Raw genomic sequence first — 20,314 nt, 5'->3', positions numbered from 1 at the left:
ATGCCAGCCTCGGCTACCGGCCTCCCATCAGCCGCGCTCCGCTTCCACTGAACAACGTAGTGGGTTTACACAGCTAGCTCTGCGCTGTCATTGCACATGAGCGGCGGGCCGAGGGCGGTGTACAATCCGCGCCGCTTCGCCCGGCCCCGCCCGGGCCCGCACGGCAGCAGCTGTTGCCGCACGACCTCCGCGCAGTGCGCGGCTTTTCCCTCCCGTCACAGGAATCCAGGGTGACGTCATGACCCGCGAGACCCTCCATGCCGGCCCGCTTCAGCGCGGCCTGAAGAACCGTCATATCCAGCTCATCGCCCTTGGTGGCGCCATCGGTACCGGGCTGTTCCTCGGCTCGGCCGGCGTGCTGCGCAGCGCCGGGCCGTCGATGATCCTCGGCTATGCCATCGGCGGCCTGATCGCCTTCCTGATCATGCGCCAGTTGGGCGAGATGATCGTCGAGGAGCCGGTCGCCGGCTCCTTCAGCCATTTCGCCCACCAGTACTGGGGACCCTTCGCCGGCTTCCTTTCCGGCTGGAACTACTGGGTGCTCTACGTGCTGGTCGGCATGGCCGAGCTGACCGCGGTCGGCAAGTACGTACAGTTCTGGTGGCCGGAGATCCCGACCTGGGCGACGGCCGCGGCGTTCTTCGTGCTGATCAACCTGATCAACCTGACCAACGTGAAGTCGTTCGGCGAGGCCGAGTTCTGGTTCGCCATCATCAAGGTGGTGGCGATCATCGGCATGATCCTGCTCGGGCTGTTCCTGCTGGTCAGCGGGCAGGGCGGCGAGCAGGCGAGCATCAGCAACCTCTGGAGCCACGGCGGCTTCTTCCCCAACGGGGTCGAGGGCCTGGTGATGGCGCTGGCGATCATCATGTTCTCCTTCGGCGGGCTGGAGCTGGTGGGCATCACAGCGGCCGAGGCGGCCGAGCCGAAGACGGTGATCCCCAAGGCGATCAACCAGGTGGTCTACCGCATCCTGATCTTCTACATCGGCGCGCTGACCGTGCTGCTGGCGCTGTATCCCTGGGACAGCCTGCTGGAAACCCTCGGCTCGGCCGCCGATCCCTACAGCGGCAGCCCCTTCGTGCAGATCTTCTCGCTGATCGGCAGCGACACGGCGGCGCACCTGCTGAACTTCGTGGTGCTGACCGCCGCACTGTCGGTCTACAACAGCGGCGTCTACTGCAACAGCCGCATGCTCTACGGCCTGGCCGAGCAGGGCGATGCCCCGCGCGCGCTGCTCAAGGTCAACCGCCGCGGCGTTCCGGTGCTGGCGATCGGCGTATCGGCGGCGGTGACCCTGGCCTGCGTGCTGGTCAACTACCTGGTGCCGCAGAATGCCCTGGAGCTGCTGATGTCGCTGGTGGTTGCCGCGCTGGTGATCAACTGGGCGATGATCAGCCTGGCGCACCTGAAGTTCCGCCGGGCCATGCAGCGCCAGGGTGTCGAGCCGAGCTTCAAGGCGTTCTGGTTCCCGCTGAGCAACTACCTGTGCCTGGCCTTCGTCGTCGGCATCCTGGTGATCATGCTGTGGATTCCGGGCATCCGCATGTCGGTCTACGCCATCCCGTTCTGGGTGCTGCTGCTCTGGGCACTGTTCCGCGTGCGCCAGGCACGCTTGCACCACGCCTGATCGCCACCGCGGCCGCGGCCGCGCCTGGCTGCAGCGGCCCCCGGGGGGGTGACAATGGCCGGCCGCCTGCAGCACGATGGCGCTCTCGTTGCGGCGGCGCCCGGTCGCCCACCTGCCGGAGAGCCACCATGCGCATCCCCTGTTCCGTCCTGCTGCTTGCCCTGGCCTGGGCCGGGCAGGCCAGCGCGAACGAAGAAACCCAGCTGATCCAGTCGATCAACAGCTACCGCAGCGAGGTGCAGCGCTGCGGCGAGCGGGCCAGCGAAGAGCTGTCGCCGCTGAGCGAAGACCGCCGGCTGGCGCTGCCGGTCGAGGCACCGGGTGATCTGCAGCAGTTGCTGGGCCAGGCGGGCTACCCGATGGTCAACGTGCAGGCGATCACCCTGTCCGGACCGCGCGATGCGGCGGCGGCCATGCGCGCGTTGCGCGAGAGCTTCTGCAAGGTGCTGCTCGATCCGCAGTTCGTCGATATCGGCGTCAGCCGCCTCGAGCGTGACTGGCGCATCGTCCTGGCCCGGCCGTTGCTGGACGGGCGCCTCGGCGATTGGCAGGTCGAGGGGCACAAGTTGCTCGAGCGGCTCAACCAGGCCCGTTCCAGCGCCCGCCAGTGCGGCGGCCAGGCGTTCGCCGCGGCGCCGGCGCTGGCCTGGAGCGCCGAGCTGGCGAGCGTCGCCGAAGCCCACAGCCGCGCCATGGCCAATGGCAACTTCTTCAGTCACCTGGATCGCGATGGCCGCACGCCTGGCGACCGTGCCGAGCTGGCCGGCTACGCAGGACGCCAGGTGGGCGAGAACATCGCCGCCGGACAGGGCGCCGCGCAAAAGGTGGTCGACGGCTGGCTGGCGAGCCCCGGGCACTGCGCCAACCTGATGAACGCGCAGTTCCGCGACTTCGGTGCCGCCTACGCGGTGGATCCGCAGAGCGATGCGCACATCTACTGGACCGGCCTGTTCGGCACGCCCTGAGCGGGGGGCGCCTGCGCGGCCGAGGCCGCCGTTGCCTGCGTGGCGGCAAGCCGGGCTTTTCTCCGTCGCCGGGCGCAGGCATCCTTGCACGCCTCGCGCGCGCTGCGCCGGTTGCAAGGCAGATGACATGAGAAAGAAGAAAGCGCTGGACCCGGTTCGCCAGGCCCAGAAGAACCACGCCCATCGGATCGGCTGGCTGATCGCCCTGGCCGGGATCCTCTGTGGCTTCGCCCTGCTGGCGCTGCGTCAGCCCGGCGTCTAGCCACTCACCGGGCGAGGCGACCGGCTCAGCCTTGCTCTACCGCCAGGCGCTGCTCGCGCAGCTCGGCGCTGGCATGCCGGATGATCTGCACCGCCGCGCTGATCGACAGCAGCGCCATGCTGCTCGCGACGATCAGGTCGGGCCAGCCGGCGCCCGTACCGAACACCCCGAGCGCGGCGAGCATCACCGCCAGGTTGCCCAGCGCATCGTTGCGGCTGCACAGCCAGACGCTGCGCATGTTGCTGTCGCCTTCGCGGTAGGCATAGAGCAGCGCGGCGACGGCGACGTTGGCGAGCAGTGCGAGCAGGCCGACCAGGCCCATGGTTGGGGCGTCCGGGACCTTCCCATCGAGAAAATTGATCACAGTCACGCTGAGGATGAACACGCCGAAGCTGCCCATGGTCAGCGCCTTGGCCAGCGAGGCGCGCGCCCGCATCGCCACGCCGAGGCCGAGCACCCAGAGGCTCACGCCGTAGTTGGCCGCATCGCCGAAGAAATCCAGCGAGTCGGACAGCAGCGAAACCGAGCCGGCATGCAGGCCGGCGCCGATCTCGACGAGGAACATGCTCAGGTTGACCGCCAGGGCGATCCACAGGATGCGCCGGTAGCGCGCGCTGGTTGCTGGGCTTGCGCAGCCCTGGCTGCAAGAACATCCGGCCATGATGGTGGCTCCCGATACAAGGTAGCGGCTACGCTAAACCCTGTAGCTGCTACAGGGTCAAGCCATGCCAGTGACGATCGGAAAGCTCGGCCGGATGGCCGGGGTCAAGGTGGAAACCATTCGCTACTACGAGCGCATCGGCCTGCTTGGCCCGGCCGCGCGCACCGAGGCCGGCTACCGCAGCTACGGTGAGGAAGCCGCCGGGCGCCTGCGCTTCATCAAGCGCGGCCGTGAGCTCGGCTTCTCGCTGGACGAGATTCGTACCCTGGCCGATCTTGCCGACAATCCCCTCCAGCCCTGCGCCGACGTCGATCGCCTGGCCAGCCACCACCTGCAGGAGGTTCGCCAGCGCATCGCCGACCTGCAGCGGCTCGAGGCCGAGCTCGAGCAACTGGTCGGCTGCCATGAGTCGTCGGTACGCAAGTGCCGGATCGTCGAGGCCCTCAGCCGCGAAGCCTGATCGCCACCGACAGCCGGATGGCCGCCCGCCCGCAAGCGATTCGCTTTGCCGGAACCTCCGGCGGACGCGGCTCCTGGCGCCTGTGCAACTTTTGTAACGTTTTGAAAGCGAAGTTGTTCGGCTATCGGACATCATCGAACTTTTGCAGTCGCCAGGGTGCGTTGGCCGGTGTTTACTAGGCATGCGTGCGAGGAGCGCCAGAGATGCGTTCCCAAGAATACAAAAACAATCAGGTATCACCGATGGACAGCCAGCTGAAGTTGACGAGCCGGATCTTCGATCATGCCGACCCCCACGACGTATCCGATTACGTCAACGAACACGTGGGTCCGCATTGCATCCGCCTCAGCGCCAAGACCCGCCCCGAGGCCAGCCTGAGCCACCGCAAGTTCGGCCGGCTGGATCTCTGCCAGATCCGCTACGGCGGCCAGGTGCAGGTCACCTCGCCGGCGCTGGGCAGCCTCTACCATTTGCAGGTGTTGCAGCGCGGTCACTGCCTGTGGCGCGGCCGGGGCCAGGAACATGTCTTCACGCCCGGCGAGCTGTTGCTGATCAATCCCGACGATCCCGTCGACCTGACCTATTCCGACGATTGCGAGAAGCTGATCGTCAAGCTGCCGGCGGCCTTCCTCGAGCAGGCCTGCCTGGAAAACCGCTGGAAGGCGCCGCGCGAAGGCATCCGCTTCAGCGACAACCGCTATCGCCTGGACCAGATGGAAGGCTTCGACAGCCTGCTCGGGCTGGTCTGCCACGAGGCCGAGAGCGCGTCGAGCGTCGGCCTGGTGCAGGAGCAGTACAGCCGCATCATCGCCAGCAAGCTGCTCTGCCTGCTGACCAACAATGTCAGCCGCGAGGGCGTCGAAGGCTGCCCCACGTTCGGCCGGCTGGTCGACTACATCGAAGAACACATCAAGCAGGACATCACCGTCGAGCAGCTGGCCGAGCTGGCACGCATGAGCCCGCGCTCGCTGTACGTGCTGTTCGAGCGCAAGGCCGGCACCACGCCGAAGTCGTTCATCCGCCAGCGCAAGCTCGAGCGCGTGCGCTGCTCGCTGAGCGACCCGGAAGGCCGGGTGCGCAACGTCACCGAGATCGCCATGGACTATGGCTTCCTGCACCTGGGGCGTTTCTCGGAAAGCTACCGCAACGCCTTCGGCGAACTGCCCTCCGATACCCTGCGCCGCGCCCACTGAGGCCACGACGCCGTTTTTCCCAAGCCGGCCGCCGCGAGGCGCGCCGGTTTTTTTTCGCCCCGCGAAAGGTGATCCGAGGGCTGCAGGCTGTGTCATCAAGCTGCAAAAAACGGATGAGGCTCGTGCAGAAAGCGGATATTGGTCATTTTCCAGCCACCTTAACCTTGGCCCCGTAGGCAACAATAACAACGGAGCCGGCCATGACCCTCGGATTCGATTACATCCAGTCCTTGCTCGAAGAAGACAAGGAAAAGGGCATCTACCGCAACAAGCGTGAGATGTTCACCAATCCCCAGCTGTTCGAGCTGGAAATGAAGTACATCTTCGAAGGCAACTGGGTGTTCCTCGCCCACGAGAGCCAGATCCCGGAGAAGAACGACTACTTCACCACCAACATGGGTCGCCAGCCCATCATCATCGCGCGCAACAAGGATGGTGAGCTCAACGCGTTCATCAACGCCTGCAGCCACAAGGGCGCGGTGCTGTGCCGCTTCAAGAGCGGCAACAAGTCCAGCTACACCTGCCCGTTCCACGGCTGGACCTTCAACAACTCCGGTAAGCTGCTCAAGGTCAAGGATCCGAAGGAGGCCGGCTATCCGTCGAGCTTCAACTGCGACGGCTCCCACGACCTGAAGAAGGTCGCGCGCTTCGAGTCCTACCGTGGCTTCCTGTTTGGCAGCCTGAATCCCGACGTACTGCCGCTCGAAGAATTCCTCGGCGAGGCCAGGAAGATCATCGACATGGTGGTCGACCAGTCGCCAGCAGGCCTGGAAGTGCTGCGCGGCTCGTCCAGCTATGTCTACGAAGGCAACTGGAAGCTGACCGCCGAGAACGGCGCCGACGGCTACCACGTCACCGCCGTGCACTGGAACTACGCGGCCACCCAGCAGCAACGCAAGCTCAAGGAAGCCGGCGACGACATCCGCGCCATGAGCGCCGGCGGCTGGGGCAAGAAGGGCGGCGGTTTCTACTCCTTCGAGAACGGCCACCTGCTGCTCTGGACCCGCTGGGACAACCCCGAGGATCGCCCGCTGTTCAGCCAGCGCGAGCGCCTGGTTGCCGAGTACGGCGAGGCGCGTGCCGACTGGATGATCGGTCACTCGCGCAACCTCTGCCTGTACCCGAACCTGTACCTGATGGACCAGTTCGGCTCGCAGCTGCGCATCGCCCGGCCGATCTCCGTCGACAAGACCGAAGTCACCATCTACTGCGTCGCGCCGAAGGGCGAGAGTGCCGAGGCGCGTGCCCGGCGCATCCGCCAGTACGAGGACTTCTTCAATGTCAGTGGCATGGCCACCCCGGACGACCTGGAAGAGTTCCGCGCCTGCCAGGCCGGCTACCAGGGCCGTGCGATGGAGTGGAACGACATGTCGCGCGGTGCCGAGCACTGGATCGAAGGGCCGGACGAGGCTGCCCGGCAGATCGACCTCAACCCCGCGCTCAGCGGCGTGCGCACCGAAGACGAAGGCCTGTTCGTGCGCCAGCACGAGTACTGGCAGCAGCAGATGGTCAAGGCGCTGGAGAGCGAGCGCGACCAGCTGATCCACGTGGAGGGCGCGTAAATGACCGTCTCCTATGAAACCGTGCGCGACTTCCTCTACCGCGAGGCGCGCTACCTGGACGACAAGGACTGGGACGCCTGGCTGGAGCAGTACGCGCCGGATGCGACCTTCTGGATGCCGGCCTGGGATGACCGCGACCAGCTGACAGAAGACCCGCAGACCGAGATCTCGCTGATCTGGTACGGCAACCGTGGCGGCCTCGAGGACCGGGTGTTCCGCATCCGTACCGAGCGCTCCAGCGCGACCATCCCGGACACCCGTACCTCGCACAACATCAGCAACATCGAGCTGGTCGAGCAGGGCGAGGGCTTGTGCAAGGTGCGCTTCAACTGGCACACCCTGAGCTTCCGCTACAAGACGGTCGACCAGTTCTACGGCACCAGCTTCTACACGCTGGACACCCGTGGCGAGAACCTGCTGATCAAGGCCAAGAAGGTCGTGCTGAAGAACGACTACGTGCGCCAGGTCATCGACGTCTACCACATCTGAACCCAGGCCCTGGCGCCATGCGCCAGGGCCGCCGACCCCGTGCAAGCGAGGTGCAGCATGACGCATACCATCGCGTTGAATTTCGAAGACGGCGTAACCCGCTTCATCGACATCAATCCCGGCGAGACCGTCGCCGACGCCTCCTACCGCCAGGGGATCAACATCCCGCTGGACTGCCGTGACGGCGCCTGCGGTGCGTGCAAGTGCCAGGCCGAGTCCGGCGTCTACGACCTCGGCGAGGAGTACATCGAGGACGCGCTGAGCGAGGACGAGGCCGCCCAGGGCTACGTGCTGACCTGCCAGATGCGCGTCGAAAGCGACTGCGTGGTCCGCGTACCGGCTTCCTCGGCCGTGTGCAAGGCGCCGCAGGGCAGCTACGAGGCGGCGATCAGCCAGGTCCGCCAGCTCTCGGCAAGCACCATTGCGCTGTCGATCCGCGGCGAGTCGCTGAGCAGGCTGGCGTTCCTGCCGGGCCAGTACGTCAACCTCAAGGTGCCCGGCACCGAGCAGACCCGCGCCTACTCCTTCAGCTCGCTGCAGAAGGGCGGCGAGGTGAGCTTCCTGATCCGCAACGTGCCGGGCGGGCTGATGAGTTCCTTCCTCAGCAACCTGGCCAAGGCCGGCGACAGCCTCGAGCTGACCGGCCCGCTGGGCAGCTTCTACCTGCGCGAGATCAAGCGCCCGCTGCTGCTGCTGGCCGGCGGCACCGGCCTGGCACCGTTCACCGCGATGCTGGAGAAGATCGCCGACGAAGGCAGCGAGCACCCGGTGCACCTGGTCTACGGCGTGACCCACGACCACGACCTGGTGGAGATGGAGCGCCTGGCCGACTTCGCCGCGCGCATCCCCAACTTCACCTTCAGCGCCTGCGTGGCCAGCCCGGACAGCGCCTACCCGCAGAAGGGCTACGTGACCCAGCACATCGAGCCGACCCACCTCAACGACGGCGAAGTGGACATCTACCTGTGCGGCCCGCCGCCGATGGTGGAGGCGGTCAGCCAGTTCATCCGCGAGCAGGGCATCGAGCCGGCCAATTTCTACTACGAGAAGTTCGCCGCCAGCGCATAAGGGCATGAACCGCACGGACTGGTAGGAGCGGGCTTGCCCGCGAAAAAGGGATCGGCACAGGTGCTTGGATCACCGCACCGAAAAACTTCGCGAGCAAGCTCGCTTCCACAGGGGCTTGTGCATCGCTTCGACCATCGAGGGAAGGTAGATGAACACACGTTTCCACAACAAGGTTGCCGTGGTCACCGGCGCTGCCCAGGGCATCGGCCGGCGGGTCGCCGAGCGGATGCTGGCCGAGGGTGCGAAGGTCGTCGCGGTGGACCGCTCCGAACTGGTCCACGAGCTGGCCGGACAGGACGCGGTGCTCTGCCTGACCGCCGACCTGGAGCAGTACGGCGACTGCCAGCAGGTCATGCGCGCGGCGGTCGAGCGCTTCGGCCGCCTCGACATCCTGATCAACAACGTCGGCGGCACCATCTGGGCCAAGCCGTTCGAGCACTACCGCGAGCAGGAGATCGAGGCCGAGGTGCGCCGCTCGCTGTTCCCCACCCTGTGGTGCTGCAACGCCGCGCTGCCGCAGATGCTCGAGCAGGGCAGCGGTGCCATCGTCAACGTTTCCTCCATCGCCACGCGCAGCGTCAACCGCGTGCCCTACGGCGCGGCCAAGGGCGGCGTCAACGCGCTCACCGCCTGCCTGGCGTTCGAGACCGCCCAGCGCGGCATCCGCGTCAACGCCACCGCACCGGGTGGCACCGAGGCACCGCCGCGGCGCATCCCGCGCAATGCCGCCGAGCAGAGCGAGCAGGAGAAGGCCTGGTACCAGCAGATCGTCGACCAGACCATCGACAGCAGCCTGATGAAGCGCTACGGCACGCTCGACGAGCAGGTCGGCGCGATCCTCTTCCTGGCTTCCGACGAGGCCTCCTACATCACCGGCGTGACCCTGCCGGTCGGCGGCGGCGACCAGGGCTGAGCAGAGCTACCGGCGCCAGGGTCGCTCGCCCGGACCCTGGCGCAACGCAGAACAAACGCCGCGCCACGGCGCGGCGGTACGGCGAGAAGCCCAGCCGGCACGGCGGGTGAATCAAAAAAGACATACAAAAACAATAGAGAGTCATGCCATGCGAAAGATAGACGTGCACGAGGTCATCGATAACGCCCGTTTCACCGGGTTCCACTGGCTGGTGGTGTGCCTGTGCGCACTGCTGCTGATCTTCGACGGTTACGACCTGTTCATCTACGGCGTGGTGCTGCCGGTGATCATGAAGGAGTGGGGCCTGACGCCGCTGCAAGCCGGCGCCCTGGGCAGCTACGCGCTGTTCGGCATGATGTTCGGCGCCCTGGTGTTCGGCACCCTGGCCGATCGCATCGGCCGCAAGATGGGCGTGGCCATCTGCTTCGTGCTGTTCAGCGGCGCGACGGTACTCAACGGCTTCGCCAGCAGCCCGACCGAGTTCGGCATCTTCCGCTTCATCGCCGGCCTTGGCTGCGGCGGCCTGATGCCCAACGTAGTGGCGCTGATGAACGAGTACGCGCCGAAGAAGCGCCGCAGCACGCTGGTTGCGGTGATGTTCAGCGGCTATTCGCTGGGTGGCATGCTCTCCGCCGGCCTGGGCATCTACATGCTGCCGCGCTTCGGCTGGGAAGCCATGTTCTTCGCCGCCGCGGTGCCGCTGCTGCTGCTGCCGGTGATCCTCTGGTACCTGCCCGAATCCGTCGGCTTCCTGGTGCGCCAGGGCCGCACCGAACAGGCCCGCACGCTGCTGAACAAGGTCGATCCGACGCGCCAGCTCGGTGCCGGCGATGACCTGGTGATGGCCGACATCAAGGGCAAGAGTGCCTCGGTGCTGGAGCTGTTCCGCGAAGGTCGTGGCGTGCGCACCGTCTCGATCTGGGTGGCGTTCTTCTGCTGCCTGCTGATGGTCTATGCGCTGGGTTCCTGGCTGCCGAAGCTGATGGCCAACGCCGGCTACAGCCTGGGCTCGAGCCTGTCGTTCCTGCTGGCGCTGAACTTCGGCGGCATGGCCGGGGCGATTCTCGGCGGCTGGCTGGGCGACCGCTTCAACCTGTCCAAGGTGGTGGTGGTGTTCTTCGCCCTGGCGGTGGTGTCGATCAGCCTGCTGGGCTTCAAGTCGCCGATGCCGGTGCTCTACACGCTGATCTTCATCGCCGGCGCCACCGTGATCGGCACGCAGATCCTGCTGTACGCCACCGCCGCGCAGTTCTACGGCCTGTCGATCCGCTCCACCGGCCTCGGCTGGGCCTCGGGCATCGGCCGCAACGGCGCCATCGTCGGCCCGCTGCTCGGCGGTGCGCTGCTGGGCATCAACCTGCCGCTGCAACTGAACTTCCTGGCTTTCGCCGTGCCGGGCGTCATCGCCGCCCTGGCCATGACCGTCTTCGCCATCTCCAGCAAGCGCAGCTCCGCTGCCGAGCCGGTGGCGATGGTGGTCGCCAAAGCCTGATCAACGAACCTGCAACCGGGAAAACGATATGAGCTCCATCCTGATCGAAAGCATCCAGGCGGTCATCGTCGATCTGCCGACCATCCGCCCGCACAAGCTGGCCATGCACACCATGCAGAACCAGACGCTGGTGGTGATCCGCCTGCGCTGCTCCGACGGGATCGAAGGCCTCGGTGAGTCCACCACCATCGGTGGGCTCGCCTACGGCAACGAAAGCCCGGAGAGCATCAAGCAGAACATCGACAGCCACCTGGCGCCGCTGCTGGTCGGCCAGGATGCGAGCAACATCAACGCCGCGATGCTGCGCCTGGACAAGGCGGCCAAGGGCAACACCTTCGCCAAGTCCGGCCTGGAAAGCGCGCTGCTCGATGCCCAGGGCAAGCGCCTCGGGCTGCCGGTCAGCGAGCTGCTCGGCGGCCGCGTGCGCGACGGGCTGGAGGTGGCCTGGACGCTGGCCTCCGGCGATACCGCTCGCGACATCGCCGAAGCCGAGCAGATGCTCGATCTGCGCCGTCACCGGCTGTTCAAGCTGAAGATCGGTGCCAACGAGGTCGCCCGCGACCTCCAGCACGTGGTCGCCATCAAGCGGGCGCTCGGCGAACGCGCCAGCGTGCGCGTCGACGTCAACCAGGGCTGGGACGAGTCCCAGGCGATCCGCGCCTGCCAGGTGCTGGGCGACAACGGCATCGACCTGATCGAGCAGCCGATCTCGCGCATCAACCGCGCCGGCCAGGTACGCCTGAACCAGCGCAGCCCGGCGCCGATCATGGCCGACGAGTCCATCGAGAGCGTCGAGGATGCCTTCAGCCTGGCGGCCGACGGCGCGGCCAGCGTGTTCGCCCTGAAGATCGCCAAGAACGGCGGCCCGCGTGCCGTGCTGCGCACCGCGCAGATCGCCGAGGCGGCCGGCATCGCGCTCTACGGCGGGACCATGCTCGAGGGCGCCATCGGCACCCTGGCCTCGGCGCACGCCTTCGTCACCCTGCGCCAGCTGACCTGGGGCACCGAACTGTTCGGTCCGCTGCTGCTGACCGAGGAGATCGTCACCGAGCCGCCGGTCTACCGCGATTTCCAGCTGCAGGTCCCGCGCACGCCGGGCCTGGGCCTGACCCTGGACGAAGAGCGCCTCAAGCGCTTCGCCCGCTCGTGATCCCGAGGAGGACTTCCCGATGCTGTTCCACGTAAAGATGACCGTGAAGCTGCCCCACGACATGCCTGCCGAGCGTGCCGCGCAGATCAAGGCCGACGAGAAGGAGCTGGCCCAGCGCCTGATGCGCGAGGGCACCTGGCGCCACCTGTGGCGCATCGCCGGCCACTACGCCAACTACAGCGTGTTCGACGTGGAAAGCGTCGAGGCCCTGCATGACACCCTCATGCAACTGCCGCTGTTCCCCTACATGGACATCGAGGTGACCGGCCTGTGCCGCCATCCTTCGTCCATCCATGCCGATGATCGCTGATCGCCCGCATAGCGCCTCACAACAACAATTCGAGGAAACGACAATGACCGTGAAAATTTCCCAGACCGCCCAAGTTCAGGACTTCTTCAAGGAAGTCAGCGGCTTCAACAACGACCAGGGCAGCTCCCGGGTCAAGCAGCTGATGCTGCGCATCGTCAACGACGTGGCCAGGATCGTCGAAGACCTGGAAGTGACCCAGGACGAGTTCTGGCTGGCGGTGGACTACCTCAACCGCCTCGGCGGCCGCCACGAAGCCGGCCTGCTGGTGGCGGGCCTGGGCCTGGAACACTTCCTCGACCTGCTGCAGGACGCCAAGGACGAGCAGGTCGGCCTGACCGGCGGCACCCCGCGCACCATCGAAGGCCCGCTGTACGTGGCCGGCGCGCCGATCTGCCAGGGCGAGGCGCGGATGGACGACGGCACCGAGCTGGACGAAGCCACCGTGATGTTCCTCCAGGGCCGCGTGGTGGATGCCGAGGGCAACCCGGTCGCCGGCGCCACCGTCGACCTGTGGCACGCCAACACCAAGGGCAACTACTCGTTCTTCGACAAGAGCCAGTCGGAGTACAACCTGCGCCGCCGCATTGTCACCGACGCCGACGGCCGCTACCGTGCGCGCAGCATCGTGCCGTGCGGCTACGGTTGCGACCCGCAGGGCCCGACCCAGGAATGCCTCGACCTGCTGGGCCGCCATGGCCAGCGTCCGGCGCACATCCACTTCTTCATCTCCGCCCCCGGCCATCGCCTGCTGACCACGCAGATCAACCTGGCCGGCGAGAAGTACCTGTGGGACGACTTCGCCTACGCCACCCGCGACGGCCTGGTCGGCGACATCCGCTTCATCGACGACGCCGAGCAGGCGAAGGCGCGTGGCGTCGAAGGGCGCTTCGCCGAGCTGGACTTCGACTTCCAGCTGCAGGCGGCGCCGAGCCCGAGCGCCGAGCAGCGGAGCAAGCGCCCGCGCGCCCTGCAGGAGGCCTGAGCCCAAAGGGGCCGCCGGCAGCTGCCGGCGGCCCCTGCGTCAACAGAGGCTCGCCGAGATGATCCACCCGCACAGCGTTCGCCGGTCGGCGACGCACACGAGGTGGCTCAGCGGCGCGTCCTTCGGGTCTGCTAACGTCAACGGACCCCAGAACAAGAGCGGCCCCAAGAGGCACGCCAGAATTCCTTGCGAGGCGGTATGAAAGCGTTGCTCAGAGATTTCTCAGTCTCGGCGGCGGTCGCCGGTTTCATCGCGACCGTGATTTCCTACGCCGGGCCCCTGGTCATCATCTTCCAGGTCGCCCATGCCGCGGGCCTGCCCGAGGCGGTGCTGTCTTCCTGGATCTGGACCATTTCCATCGGCAGCGGTGTGCTCGGCATCCTGCTCAGCCTGCGCTACCGCGTACCCATCGTCATCGCCTGGTCGGCGCCCGGATCGGCGTTGTTGATCAGCCTCTTGCCGGAGATCAGCCTCGGCCAGGCGGTCGGCGCCTACCTGGTCACCGGCGCGGTGATCCTGCTGGTCGGCCTGTCCGGCACCTTCGACCGCATCATCCGCCGCCTGCCGGCGGCGATTGCCGCGGCGATGATGGCCGGCATCCTGTTCCGCTTCGGCACCGGCCTGTTCGTCTCGGTGAAGTCGGCGCCGCTGCTGGTGCTGGCGATGTTCCTCGCCTACCTGCTCGGCCGCCGGCTGATGCCGCGCTATGCGGTGTTCGCCGTGCTGGCGGTGGGCCTGACGGTGGCCGTGGGCAGCGGCGAGCTGCGCACCGATGCCATCGTGCTGGGCCTGGCCACGCCGCAGTGGATCACCCCCGAGTTCGACTGGCAGGTGATCCTCAACGTGGCCCTGCCGCTGATCATGGTGGCGCTGACCGGGCAGTTCGTCCCCGGCATGGCAGTGCTGCGCAGTGCCGGCTACCAGACCCCGGCCAGCCCGCTGATCACCTCCAGTTCGCTGGGTTCGCTGCTGCTGGCGCCGTTTGGCTGCCACGGCCTGACCCTGGCGGCGATCACCGCGGCGATCTGCACCGGCCGCGACGCCCACGAGGACCCTGCGCGGCGCTATGTCGCCGGCGTCTCGGGCGGCGTGGTCTACCTGGTGTTCGGCGTGTTCGGCGCCACCGTGGTCTCGCTGTTCAGCGCCTTTCCCCAGGCACTGATCGCCGCGCTGGCCGGGCTGGCGCTGCTCGGCGCCATCGGCGCGGCGCTCAACGGTGCGATGGCCGCGCCGGACGATCGCGAGGCGGCGCTGGTGACCTTCCTGGTCACGGCCTCGGGCATGAGCTTCCTCGGCCTGTCCGCGGCGTTCTGGGGCCTGATCTTCGGCATCGCCACGCACCTGCTGCTGCGCTGGCACCCGCGCCGAACCTCACAGCCGGACTGCCCGGAGGCGGGCCGCGCCGCCTCGCGCTAAGACCGAACTTCCCGCGTCACCCATCTGCCGATGCGCTCCCTGGTTCCAGGGGGCTCGGCAGGCTGTACCCGCAAAACAACAAAAAAGAGAGCAATCGATGATCCATCAAGCGAAGTTGTCCCGCCTTGCCCTGACCATCAGCCTGGCCTGCGCCGGCGTGCCCGCCGCATTCGCCGCCGAGGAGGGTTTCCTCGGGGGCGCCAGCGCCACCCTGCATGCACGCAACTACTACTTCAGCCGCGACTTCTCCGACATCGTCGGGCCGTCGACCCAGTCCAAGGCCGAGGAGTGGGCCCAGGGCTTCGTGCTCAATGCCCAGTCCGGCTTCACCGACGGCCCGGTCGGCTTCGGTCTCGATGCCATCGGCCTCTTGGGCCTGAAGCTCGATTCCAGCCCCGACCGCGCCGGCACCGGCCTGTTGCCGGGCGCCTACGGCGAGCAGGCGCCGGATGACTACAGCCGCCTGGGCGTGGCGGCGAAGATGCGGATTTCCAAAACGGTGCTGCGGGTCGGCGAGCTGCAACCGAACCTGCCGGTGCTGACGGCGACCGATAACCGCCTGCTGCCCAACACCTACCAGGGCGCCTCGCTGGTTTCCAACGAGATCGACGGCCTGACCCTGCAGGGCGGGCAGCTGCGCTCCACCAGCCTGCGCAACGAGGCGGGCGACGGCGAGATGGCCACCATCATCGGCTACCGGCCGAACTTCAGCGCCACCAGCGACCGCTTCAACTACGCCGGCGCCGACTACGCCTTCAACGGCAACCGCACCAGTGTCGGCCTCTGGTACGCGCAGCTCGAGGACATCTACAACCAGCGCCACGCCAGCCTCAAGCACAGCCAGCCAATGGGCGCCTGGACCCTGGGTGCCAACCTTGGCTTCTACGATTCGGCCGAGGATGGCGACCAGCTGATCGGCAAGCTCGACAACCAGGCGTTCTACTCGCTGCTCTCGGCCAAGCACGGCGGCCACACCTTCTACCTCGGCTACCAGGCGATGTACGGCGACGACGGCTTCCCGCGGCTGTTCGTCACCGTCAGCCCGCTGGGCAACGAGGTGCCGACCTACGAGTTCGCTTCGCCCGACGAGCGCTCCTGGCAGCTGCGCTACGACTACGACTTCGCGGCCATGGGCGTGCCCGGGCTGGTCGCCGGCGTGCGCTATCTCAAGGGCGACAACGTCGATACCGGGCGCGGCTTCGAGGGCAAGGACTTCGAGCGCGACCTGGACATCGGCTACGTGCTGCAGAGCGGCGCGCTCAAGGGCCTGGGCGTGCGCGTGCGCAACGTCACCGCGCGCTCGAACTACCGCACCGACATCGACGAGAACCGCCTGATCCTGACCTACACCTGGAAGCTGTTCTGACTCGCGTCTGTCGCCAGACGAAAAAACCCCGCCAGCTGGCGGGGTTTTTCGTGGTGTCGCGGGCGTTGCGCTTAGCGGGACAGGTTGTATTCCGCGGCGGCGCCGGTGCCGACGATGCTGGCCGACGGCAGCAACTGGCTGATGAAGCGGTTCCAGCGGGTGATGTTGGCCGGGCCGACGAACACCACGTCCTGCGGCTGCAGCGGGAAGTGCTTGGCCAGGGCGAAGGCGGTCGGCGATGCCGCGTTGAGCTGGAACACCTTGGCCTTCTCGGTGGCGATGTTCTCGGCGCCGCGGATCACGTAGATGGCCTCGCCATCGGCGGTGTCCTGGCGCACGCCGCCGGCCGAGCCGATGGCATCCATCAGGTTGACGCTGGTGGCCTTGAAGGTCATCGCCTGCGGCAGCATCACTTCGCCGAGCACGTAGATCTTCTTCTGGTCGTTGTACGGCAGGTGCAACTGGTCGCCGTCCTTCAGGTAGACCTGGTTCAGCCAGGAGTCGGAGCGGTTCAGCGAGTCGACGTTGAGCACGTACTCGCGGCCGTCACGCTTGAGCACCAGGCCGGTGAGGTCGGCGGTATCGACGTTGACCCCGGCCTGGCCGATGGCCTGGACGATGGTCATCGGCGCGGTGGTGATCGGTACTTCGCCGGCGGTGTTGAACGCACCGGAGACCACCACGCGCTGGCTGCCGAAGCGCAGGATGCTGACGTCCACCTGCGGGCTGTCGATGTAGTTGGTCAGGCGCTGGGCAATGGTGCGGCGCAGCTCCTCGATGGTCTTGCCGGCGGCCTGCACGTTGCCGATGTAGGGGTAGAACAGGGTGCCGTCAGGGCGCACCAGGCGACCGTTGGCGTCGATCTGCTGCTGCGGGCCGGACGGCGCGGTCAGCTCCGGGTGGTCCCAGACGGTGATGTAGAGCAGGTCGTTGGCGCCGATGCGATAGTCGCTGGGCTTGTAGCCCAGCAGTTCCTGCTTGCTGGAGGTGCCGCGGTCGGAGACCAGGTCACCCTTGAGCATGTCCGGGGTGATGCGCAGCAGTTCGACGGTGCCGTCTTCGGCGGTGCCGCCGTTGTTGAACTCGTCCGGGTCCAGGTACTGGCCGGGGGCGAAGGCACAACCCTGGAGTACCAGGGCCGAGGTGAGGGCGATAGCGAAGAATGGCTTCATGGGATTCATCCTTGACGGAGTTGGTGGAGCTCACGGTGTGAGACGGCGTTGATGACGTTCTGCAAGGCGTACAGCGGATCGAGGATCCCGTGCCGGTCGAGGCTGGGGTTCATCGGCCCACACTCCTCGACGACCATGGTTGGGTAGTCAAAGTGGTCTCTCCTTCAATGACGCGGCCGGGACGGCTGGGTACCGGCACCGTTATTGTTCTACCCACCGTGGGAGCGCCGTGCCTGGCTGCTCCGCACCGGTGGCCTGGCAATATTGTTTTGCCAGCGTTGGGTTGCAGTAGGGATAGACCGTCTCGTTTGCCTCAGGTTCAACGCCAATGCCGGCATCAACATCGAAATTTTCGTTATTTCGCTACACGTCCTGATTGGCCGTGCGGCCCGTGTGCAGGCGCGCGGCGCGCTCGCGGCGGTAGGCCGGGATGATGAACAGCGCGTCGTGCAGGTAGCGCCGTACCAGCCGGCGCGGTTCCGATGCCATGCGGTGCAGCCATTCCAACCGGCAGTTCTGCATCCAGCGCGGCGCCCGCTTGACGGTGCCGGTGGCGAAGGAAATCGAGGCGCCGATGCAGAAGCCCATGCCGGTCCGTTCGTGTTGTTCGATGGAACTGGCGAGGATCTCCTGGCGCGGCGCGCCGACGGCATAGAAGACCAGCTCCGAGGGGTGCTCGCGGACGAAGCGCAGGCAGCGCTCGACCTCCTCGGGCGATTTGATGAAGCCCATCGGCGGGTTGTGGTGGTGCAGCTCGATGCGCGGATACAGCTGGCGCAGCTTGCCGACTTCCTCGTCGGTGCCGCCGATCAATACGATGCGCAGGCCGTCGCGGTCGGCCCAGCGCAGCAGGTCCATGGTCAGGTCGCTGCCGGGGATGACTTCCTCGACCGGCACGCCCAGGCGGTGCAGCAGCGGCATCAGGATGCGGCTGTCGCAGATGCGCAGGCGGGCCTTGGCGTAGGCGTTGCGCAGTGGTGCGCTGTCCTGCAGCTGGGCCAGGTGGTCGACGTTCGGCGTGACGACGAACGAATAGGGCTGGCGGACGCCCTCGCGGATGGTCGCGAGCAAGGCGGCCTTGCTGCCGGTATAGAAGTCCACACCGAATGCATGGTTCGTTTTACTCGACACTCATCGTTACTCCCTTGAAGGCGCCCTTGATGCCGGACCAGGCCAGGGCCGGGTGGTTGTATTCCTTGATCAGCGTGATCGCCGACAGGAAACACGCCGAGGCCAGCGCGAACGGCGCGCCGTAGAAGCGCTTGTTGAATCGCGTGGCGGCGCGGTTGCGGTAGTAGTGATAGAAGGCCGAGCGGCCGCCGGAGCTGAGCGAGCCGTAGTGGAATAGCCGGCTCGCCGGGACCACCTTGATGCCGACGCCGAGCTTGCGCGCCTGGAACTGCCAGTCGACTTCCTCGGAGTACATGAAGTAGTCCTCGTCCATCAGGCCGATGCGCTCGAGCAGGCGTGCCGAGAACGCCAGGCTGCAGCCCATCAGGTAGTCGGGCTGCTCCTGTTGCTGGGCCATGGACTCGAGCGTCTGGCCCTTGCCGAGCAGCTTGGCCTTGCCCAGCAGCGGGTAGAGCTTGCCGCCGCCGTAGCACTCGAGGTGGCCGTCGGCGGCGCTGAGGATCACCGAGCCGACGAACTGGCGGTCGTTGCGCTTGAGCTCCTCGAGCAGCGGCGAGAAGGCGTCTTCCTCGACGTAGGTGTCGTTGTTGACGATCCAGTAGTGCTCCACCGGCAGGTTGGCCTGCGCCCAGCGGATGCCGTAGTTGTTGCCGCCGGCATAGCCGTTGTTCTGCGGGTTGGCGAGCAGGGTGACGTTGTGCGCCCCGGCTTCCTGCTGCCATTGCTGGAAGGCGACCAGCGAGCCGTCCTGCGAATCGTTGTCGATGACGATGATGTGGTCGATCGCCCGGCAGTGGCTGCGCAGGCTCTCGACGCAGCTGATGGTTTCAGTAGCAGCTTTGTAGTTGAGGATAAGTGCGACGTTCATGGAGTCTTTCCTGGCTGCGAAGGTGGCGGGCTTTCAGGGAGTGGATGACGAACAGCATGGCGATCACCGGCTGGCCGTACTCCATCAGGCCGTTGAGCGGCCAGATGACGAAGTAGGCGAGCATCACCGCATAGATGAACGACAGGTCGCGGTTGATGTTCTTGGCGATGCGCTGATAGATCAGCAGCGTCAGCGGGATGATCAGGAAGGTGAGGAAACCGAAGCGGAACAGCGTGCCGACGATGCCCACGTCGGAGAGGAAGAAGTGTTCGCCGAAGTAGGGGACGAAGCCTTCGCGCCACATCAGCGACAGCGAGCCGCTGGGCAGCCAGTTGACCAGGTCCAGGTGGCGCATGATCGCGGCGATGGTGATCGGGCGGGCGCCATCCTCGACGGTGGTGACCGACTGGCTGTAGAAGTCGACGTTCAGGCCCAGCACCTCGAGCAGGCTGGGGTAGAAGTAGAACGGCGACAGCAGCACGCACAGCGAGGCGGCCCAGATGACGGCCTTGGCCCGCAGGCAGAACAGGGTGAAGGCCAGGCTGAGGACGATCAGCTGGCGGGTCTGGGTGGCGAACACCAGGGTCAGCAGCAAGAGCGCCGCCAGTACCAGGTAGAGCGTGCGGTTGCGTGCGGCGTCGTTGATCGGCGAGGCCGCCTTGTGCCACAGCTGGATGCAGTAGAAGTAGCCGAAGCAGATCAGGAACGGGCCGATGGACGAGCGGTCCGGGCGGTCGTCGGAGCGCACTTCGGCGCGCATGTCCGGAATCACGCCGAACTTGAAGCACCAGGAGAGGAACGCGGCGAACAGCGCCGCGTAGATCAGCGCGCGCTCGAACTGCAGCGTGCTGACCCGCTTGGAAAGGAACAGCAGCGGCGCGAAGCCCAGGCAGAACAGCACCCGGCGTTCCTCGATCAGCCCGAAGACGATCGGCTGGCCATAGGTGAAGTAGGCGAACACCGCCGGCAGCAGCTGAAACACCACCACCGTGTACAGGCAGTAGTACATGAGGATGCGCAGCTCGCGCGAGGCGTCCTCGGCCTGCGCCAGGGCCAGCAGGAAGGCGAACACCAGGCAGATGGCGATGAAGAGCTCGTTCACGCCCTTGATGCCGTAGGGGTTGTGCGGACTCTCGCCGAACACCGAGAAGTGCAGCACGATCGCCAGAAACATCAGCGGGAAGAAAAAGAAGCGTGAACTGAAAGTCGTCATCAACCTGGGTC

General features: G+C 66.5%; 20 protein-coding genes. 15 read left to right on the top strand and 5 right to left on the bottom strand.

What is annotated here, in order from left to right; genetic code table 11:
- The first annotated feature begins 238 nt into the window (after positions 1 to 238).
- The 3 genes from L3N39_RS18685 to L3N39_RS18925 all read left to right on the top strand — a co-directional run bounded on the left by L3N39_RS18685 (position 239) and on the right by L3N39_RS18925 (position 2,857).
- Positions 239 to 1,630 carry an amino acid permease gene (locus tag L3N39_RS18685; protein ID WP_237258932.1) on the top strand — a complete coding sequence of 464 codons (1,392 nt, stop codon included), beginning with the start codon at positions 239 to 241 and terminating at the stop codon, positions 1,628 to 1,630.
- A 128-nt stretch (positions 1,631 to 1,758) separates the two neighbouring features.
- A complete protein-coding gene (locus L3N39_RS18680) occupies positions 1,759 to 2,595 on the top strand; it encodes a CAP domain-containing protein (RefSeq protein ID WP_237258931.1) in 837 nt (278 codons plus the stop codon).
- Between the two features lie 127 nt (positions 2,596 to 2,722).
- A complete protein-coding gene (locus L3N39_RS18925; RefSeq protein WP_284691957.1) occupies positions 2,723 to 2,857 on the top strand; it encodes a hypothetical protein in 135 nt (44 codons plus the stop codon).
- A gap of 25 nt (positions 2,858 to 2,882) precedes the next feature.
- On the opposite strand, the gene L3N39_RS18675 is transcribed toward L3N39_RS18925, so the two are convergent.
- Positions 2,883 to 3,518 (bottom strand): cation efflux transmembrane domain-containing protein, encoded by a 636-nt coding sequence (locus tag L3N39_RS18675; RefSeq protein WP_237258930.1) that lies wholly within the window; start codon positions 3,516 to 3,518, stop codon positions 2,883 to 2,885.
- A 64-nt stretch (positions 3,519 to 3,582) separates the two neighbouring features.
- On the opposite strand from L3N39_RS18675, the gene L3N39_RS18670 reads away from it, so the two are divergent.
- From L3N39_RS18670 to L3N39_RS18615, 12 genes are all read left to right on the top strand, one after another.
- The gene (locus L3N39_RS18670; RefSeq protein WP_237258929.1) at positions 3,583 to 3,978 is read left to right on the top strand and encodes a MerR family transcriptional regulator; all 396 of its coding nucleotides are present in this window, start codon (positions 3,583 to 3,585) and stop codon (positions 3,976 to 3,978) included.
- 242 nt (positions 3,979 to 4,220) lie between these two features.
- A complete protein-coding gene (locus L3N39_RS18665) occupies positions 4,221 to 5,171 on the top strand; it encodes an AraC family transcriptional regulator (protein ID WP_237258928.1) in 951 nt (316 codons plus the stop codon).
- 200 nt (positions 5,172 to 5,371) lie between these two features.
- On the top strand, positions 5,372 to 6,733 hold the full coding sequence (benA, locus tag L3N39_RS18660) for a benzoate 1,2-dioxygenase large subunit (RefSeq protein ID WP_237258927.1): 1,362 nt from the start codon (positions 5,372 to 5,374) through the stop codon (positions 6,731 to 6,733).
- The gene (gene benB, locus L3N39_RS18655) at positions 6,734 to 7,222 is read left to right on the top strand and encodes a benzoate 1,2-dioxygenase small subunit (protein ID WP_237258926.1); all 489 of its coding nucleotides are present in this window, start codon (positions 6,734 to 6,736) and stop codon (positions 7,220 to 7,222) included.
- 57 nt (positions 7,223 to 7,279) lie between these two features.
- A complete protein-coding gene (benC, locus tag L3N39_RS18650; protein ID WP_237258925.1) occupies positions 7,280 to 8,290 on the top strand; it encodes a benzoate 1,2-dioxygenase electron transfer component BenC in 1,011 nt (336 codons plus the stop codon).
- 148 nt (positions 8,291 to 8,438) lie between these two features.
- On the top strand, positions 8,439 to 9,203 hold the full coding sequence (locus tag L3N39_RS18645; protein ID WP_237258924.1) for a 1,6-dihydroxycyclohexa-2,4-diene-1-carboxylate dehydrogenase: 765 nt from the start codon (positions 8,439 to 8,441) through the stop codon (positions 9,201 to 9,203).
- Positions 9,204 to 9,351: 148 nt separating this feature from the next.
- Positions 9,352 to 10,695 (top strand): MFS transporter, encoded by a 1,344-nt coding sequence (locus tag L3N39_RS18640; protein ID WP_237258923.1) that lies wholly within the window; start codon positions 9,352 to 9,354, stop codon positions 10,693 to 10,695.
- 28 nt (positions 10,696 to 10,723) lie between these two features.
- The gene (locus tag L3N39_RS18635) at positions 10,724 to 11,845 is read left to right on the top strand and encodes a muconate cycloisomerase family protein (protein ID WP_237258922.1); all 1,122 of its coding nucleotides are present in this window, start codon (positions 10,724 to 10,726) and stop codon (positions 11,843 to 11,845) included.
- Between the two features lie 19 nt (positions 11,846 to 11,864).
- Entirely contained in the window at positions 11,865 to 12,155 is a 291-nt protein-coding gene (catC, locus tag L3N39_RS18630; protein WP_237258921.1) for a muconolactone Delta-isomerase, read from the top strand.
- Positions 12,156 to 12,198: 43 nt separating this feature from the next.
- A complete protein-coding gene (gene catA, locus L3N39_RS18625) occupies positions 12,199 to 13,137 on the top strand; it encodes a catechol 1,2-dioxygenase (protein ID WP_237258920.1) in 939 nt (312 codons plus the stop codon).
- A 198-nt stretch (positions 13,138 to 13,335) separates the two neighbouring features.
- On the top strand, positions 13,336 to 14,553 hold the full coding sequence (locus L3N39_RS18620) for a benzoate/H(+) symporter BenE family transporter (RefSeq protein ID WP_237258919.1): 1,218 nt from the start codon (positions 13,336 to 13,338) through the stop codon (positions 14,551 to 14,553).
- Positions 14,554 to 14,650: 97 nt separating this feature from the next.
- Positions 14,651 to 15,919 carry an OprD family porin gene (locus L3N39_RS18615; RefSeq protein WP_237258918.1) on the top strand — a complete coding sequence of 423 codons (1,269 nt, stop codon included), beginning with the start codon at positions 14,651 to 14,653 and terminating at the stop codon, positions 15,917 to 15,919.
- A 71-nt stretch (positions 15,920 to 15,990) separates the two neighbouring features.
- On the opposite strand, the gene L3N39_RS18610 is transcribed toward L3N39_RS18615, so the two are convergent.
- The 4 genes from L3N39_RS18610 to L3N39_RS18595 form a co-directional block, all read right to left on the bottom strand.
- On the bottom strand, positions 15,991 to 17,091 hold the full coding sequence (locus tag L3N39_RS18610) for a polysaccharide biosynthesis/export family protein (protein ID WP_237258917.1): 1,101 nt from the start codon (positions 17,089 to 17,091) through the stop codon (positions 15,991 to 15,993).
- Between the two features lie 363 nt (positions 17,092 to 17,454).
- A complete protein-coding gene (locus L3N39_RS18605; protein ID WP_237258916.1) occupies positions 17,455 to 18,222 on the bottom strand; it encodes a WecB/TagA/CpsF family glycosyltransferase in 768 nt (255 codons plus the stop codon).
- Positions 18,212 to 19,090: a glycosyltransferase family 2 protein gene (locus L3N39_RS18600; protein ID WP_237258915.1), complete on the bottom strand. Its 879-nt coding sequence runs from the start codon at positions 19,088 to 19,090 to the stop codon at positions 18,212 to 18,214. The genes L3N39_RS18605 and L3N39_RS18600 overlap by 11 nt, the downstream gene beginning before the upstream one ends.
- Complete coding sequence (locus L3N39_RS18595) at positions 19,050 to 20,303, bottom strand: hypothetical protein (protein ID WP_237258913.1); 1,254 nt, start codon at positions 20,301 to 20,303, stop codon at positions 19,050 to 19,052. Before L3N39_RS18595 ends, L3N39_RS18600 begins: the two co-directional genes overlap by 41 nt.
- Positions 20,304 to 20,314: the final 11 nt, after the last annotated feature.

It is taken from the genome of Pseudomonas oligotrophica (genome assembly GCF_021726475.1).
Taxonomy (GTDB): Bacteria; Pseudomonadota; Gammaproteobacteria; order Pseudomonadales; family Pseudomonadaceae; genus Stutzerimonas; species Stutzerimonas oligotrophica.
The sequence above is the reverse complement of the archived record's forward strand: the minus strand, read 5'-3'. Positions and strand labels throughout refer to the sequence as shown.

Excerpts from the sequence above, each read along its gene's own strand:
- L3N39_RS18645 (WP_237258924.1), top strand. The coding sequence starts at position 8,439 with ATGAACACACGTTTCCACAACAAGGTTGCCGTGGTCACCGGCGCTGCC.
- L3N39_RS18640 (WP_237258923.1), top strand. The coding sequence starts at position 9,352 with ATGCGAAAGATAGACGTGCACGAGGTCATCGATAACGCCCGTTTCACC.
- L3N39_RS18675 (WP_237258930.1), bottom strand. The coding sequence starts at position 3,518 with ATGGCCGGATGTTCTTGCAGCCAGGGCTGCGCAAGCCCAGCAACCAGC.
- L3N39_RS18635 (WP_237258922.1), top strand. The coding sequence starts at position 10,724 with ATGAGCTCCATCCTGATCGAAAGCATCCAGGCGGTCATCGTCGATCTG.
- benB (WP_237258926.1), top strand. The coding sequence starts at position 6,734 with ATGACCGTCTCCTATGAAACCGTGCGCGACTTCCTCTACCGCGAGGCG.
- L3N39_RS18665 (WP_237258928.1), top strand. The coding sequence starts at position 4,221 with ATGGACAGCCAGCTGAAGTTGACGAGCCGGATCTTCGATCATGCCGAC.
- L3N39_RS18610 (WP_237258917.1), bottom strand. The coding sequence starts at position 17,091 with ATGAAGCCATTCTTCGCTATCGCCCTCACCTCGGCCCTGGTACTCCAG.
- benC (WP_237258925.1), top strand. The coding sequence starts at position 7,280 with ATGACGCATACCATCGCGTTGAATTTCGAAGACGGCGTAACCCGCTTC.
- L3N39_RS18670 (WP_237258929.1), top strand. The coding sequence starts at position 3,583 with ATGCCAGTGACGATCGGAAAGCTCGGCCGGATGGCCGGGGTCAAGGTG.
- L3N39_RS18595 (WP_237258913.1), bottom strand. The coding sequence starts at position 20,303 with ATGACGACTTTCAGTTCACGCTTCTTTTTCTTCCCGCTGATGTTTCTG.
- L3N39_RS18600 (WP_237258915.1), bottom strand. The coding sequence starts at position 19,090 with ATGAACGTCGCACTTATCCTCAACTACAAAGCTGCTACTGAAACCATC.
- L3N39_RS18615 (WP_237258918.1), top strand. The coding sequence starts at position 14,651 with ATGATCCATCAAGCGAAGTTGTCCCGCCTTGCCCTGACCATCAGCCTG.
- catA (WP_237258920.1), top strand. The coding sequence starts at position 12,199 with ATGACCGTGAAAATTTCCCAGACCGCCCAAGTTCAGGACTTCTTCAAG.
- L3N39_RS18685 (WP_237258932.1), top strand. The coding sequence starts at position 239 with ATGACCCGCGAGACCCTCCATGCCGGCCCGCTTCAGCGCGGCCTGAAG.
- L3N39_RS18620 (WP_237258919.1), top strand. The coding sequence starts at position 13,336 with ATGAAAGCGTTGCTCAGAGATTTCTCAGTCTCGGCGGCGGTCGCCGGT.
- L3N39_RS18925 (WP_284691957.1), top strand. The coding sequence starts at position 2,723 with ATGAGAAAGAAGAAAGCGCTGGACCCGGTTCGCCAGGCCCAGAAGAAC.
- catC (WP_237258921.1), top strand. The coding sequence starts at position 11,865 with ATGCTGTTCCACGTAAAGATGACCGTGAAGCTGCCCCACGACATGCCT.
- L3N39_RS18680 (WP_237258931.1), top strand. The coding sequence starts at position 1,759 with ATGCGCATCCCCTGTTCCGTCCTGCTGCTTGCCCTGGCCTGGGCCGGG.
- benA (WP_237258927.1), top strand. The coding sequence starts at position 5,372 with ATGACCCTCGGATTCGATTACATCCAGTCCTTGCTCGAAGAAGACAAG.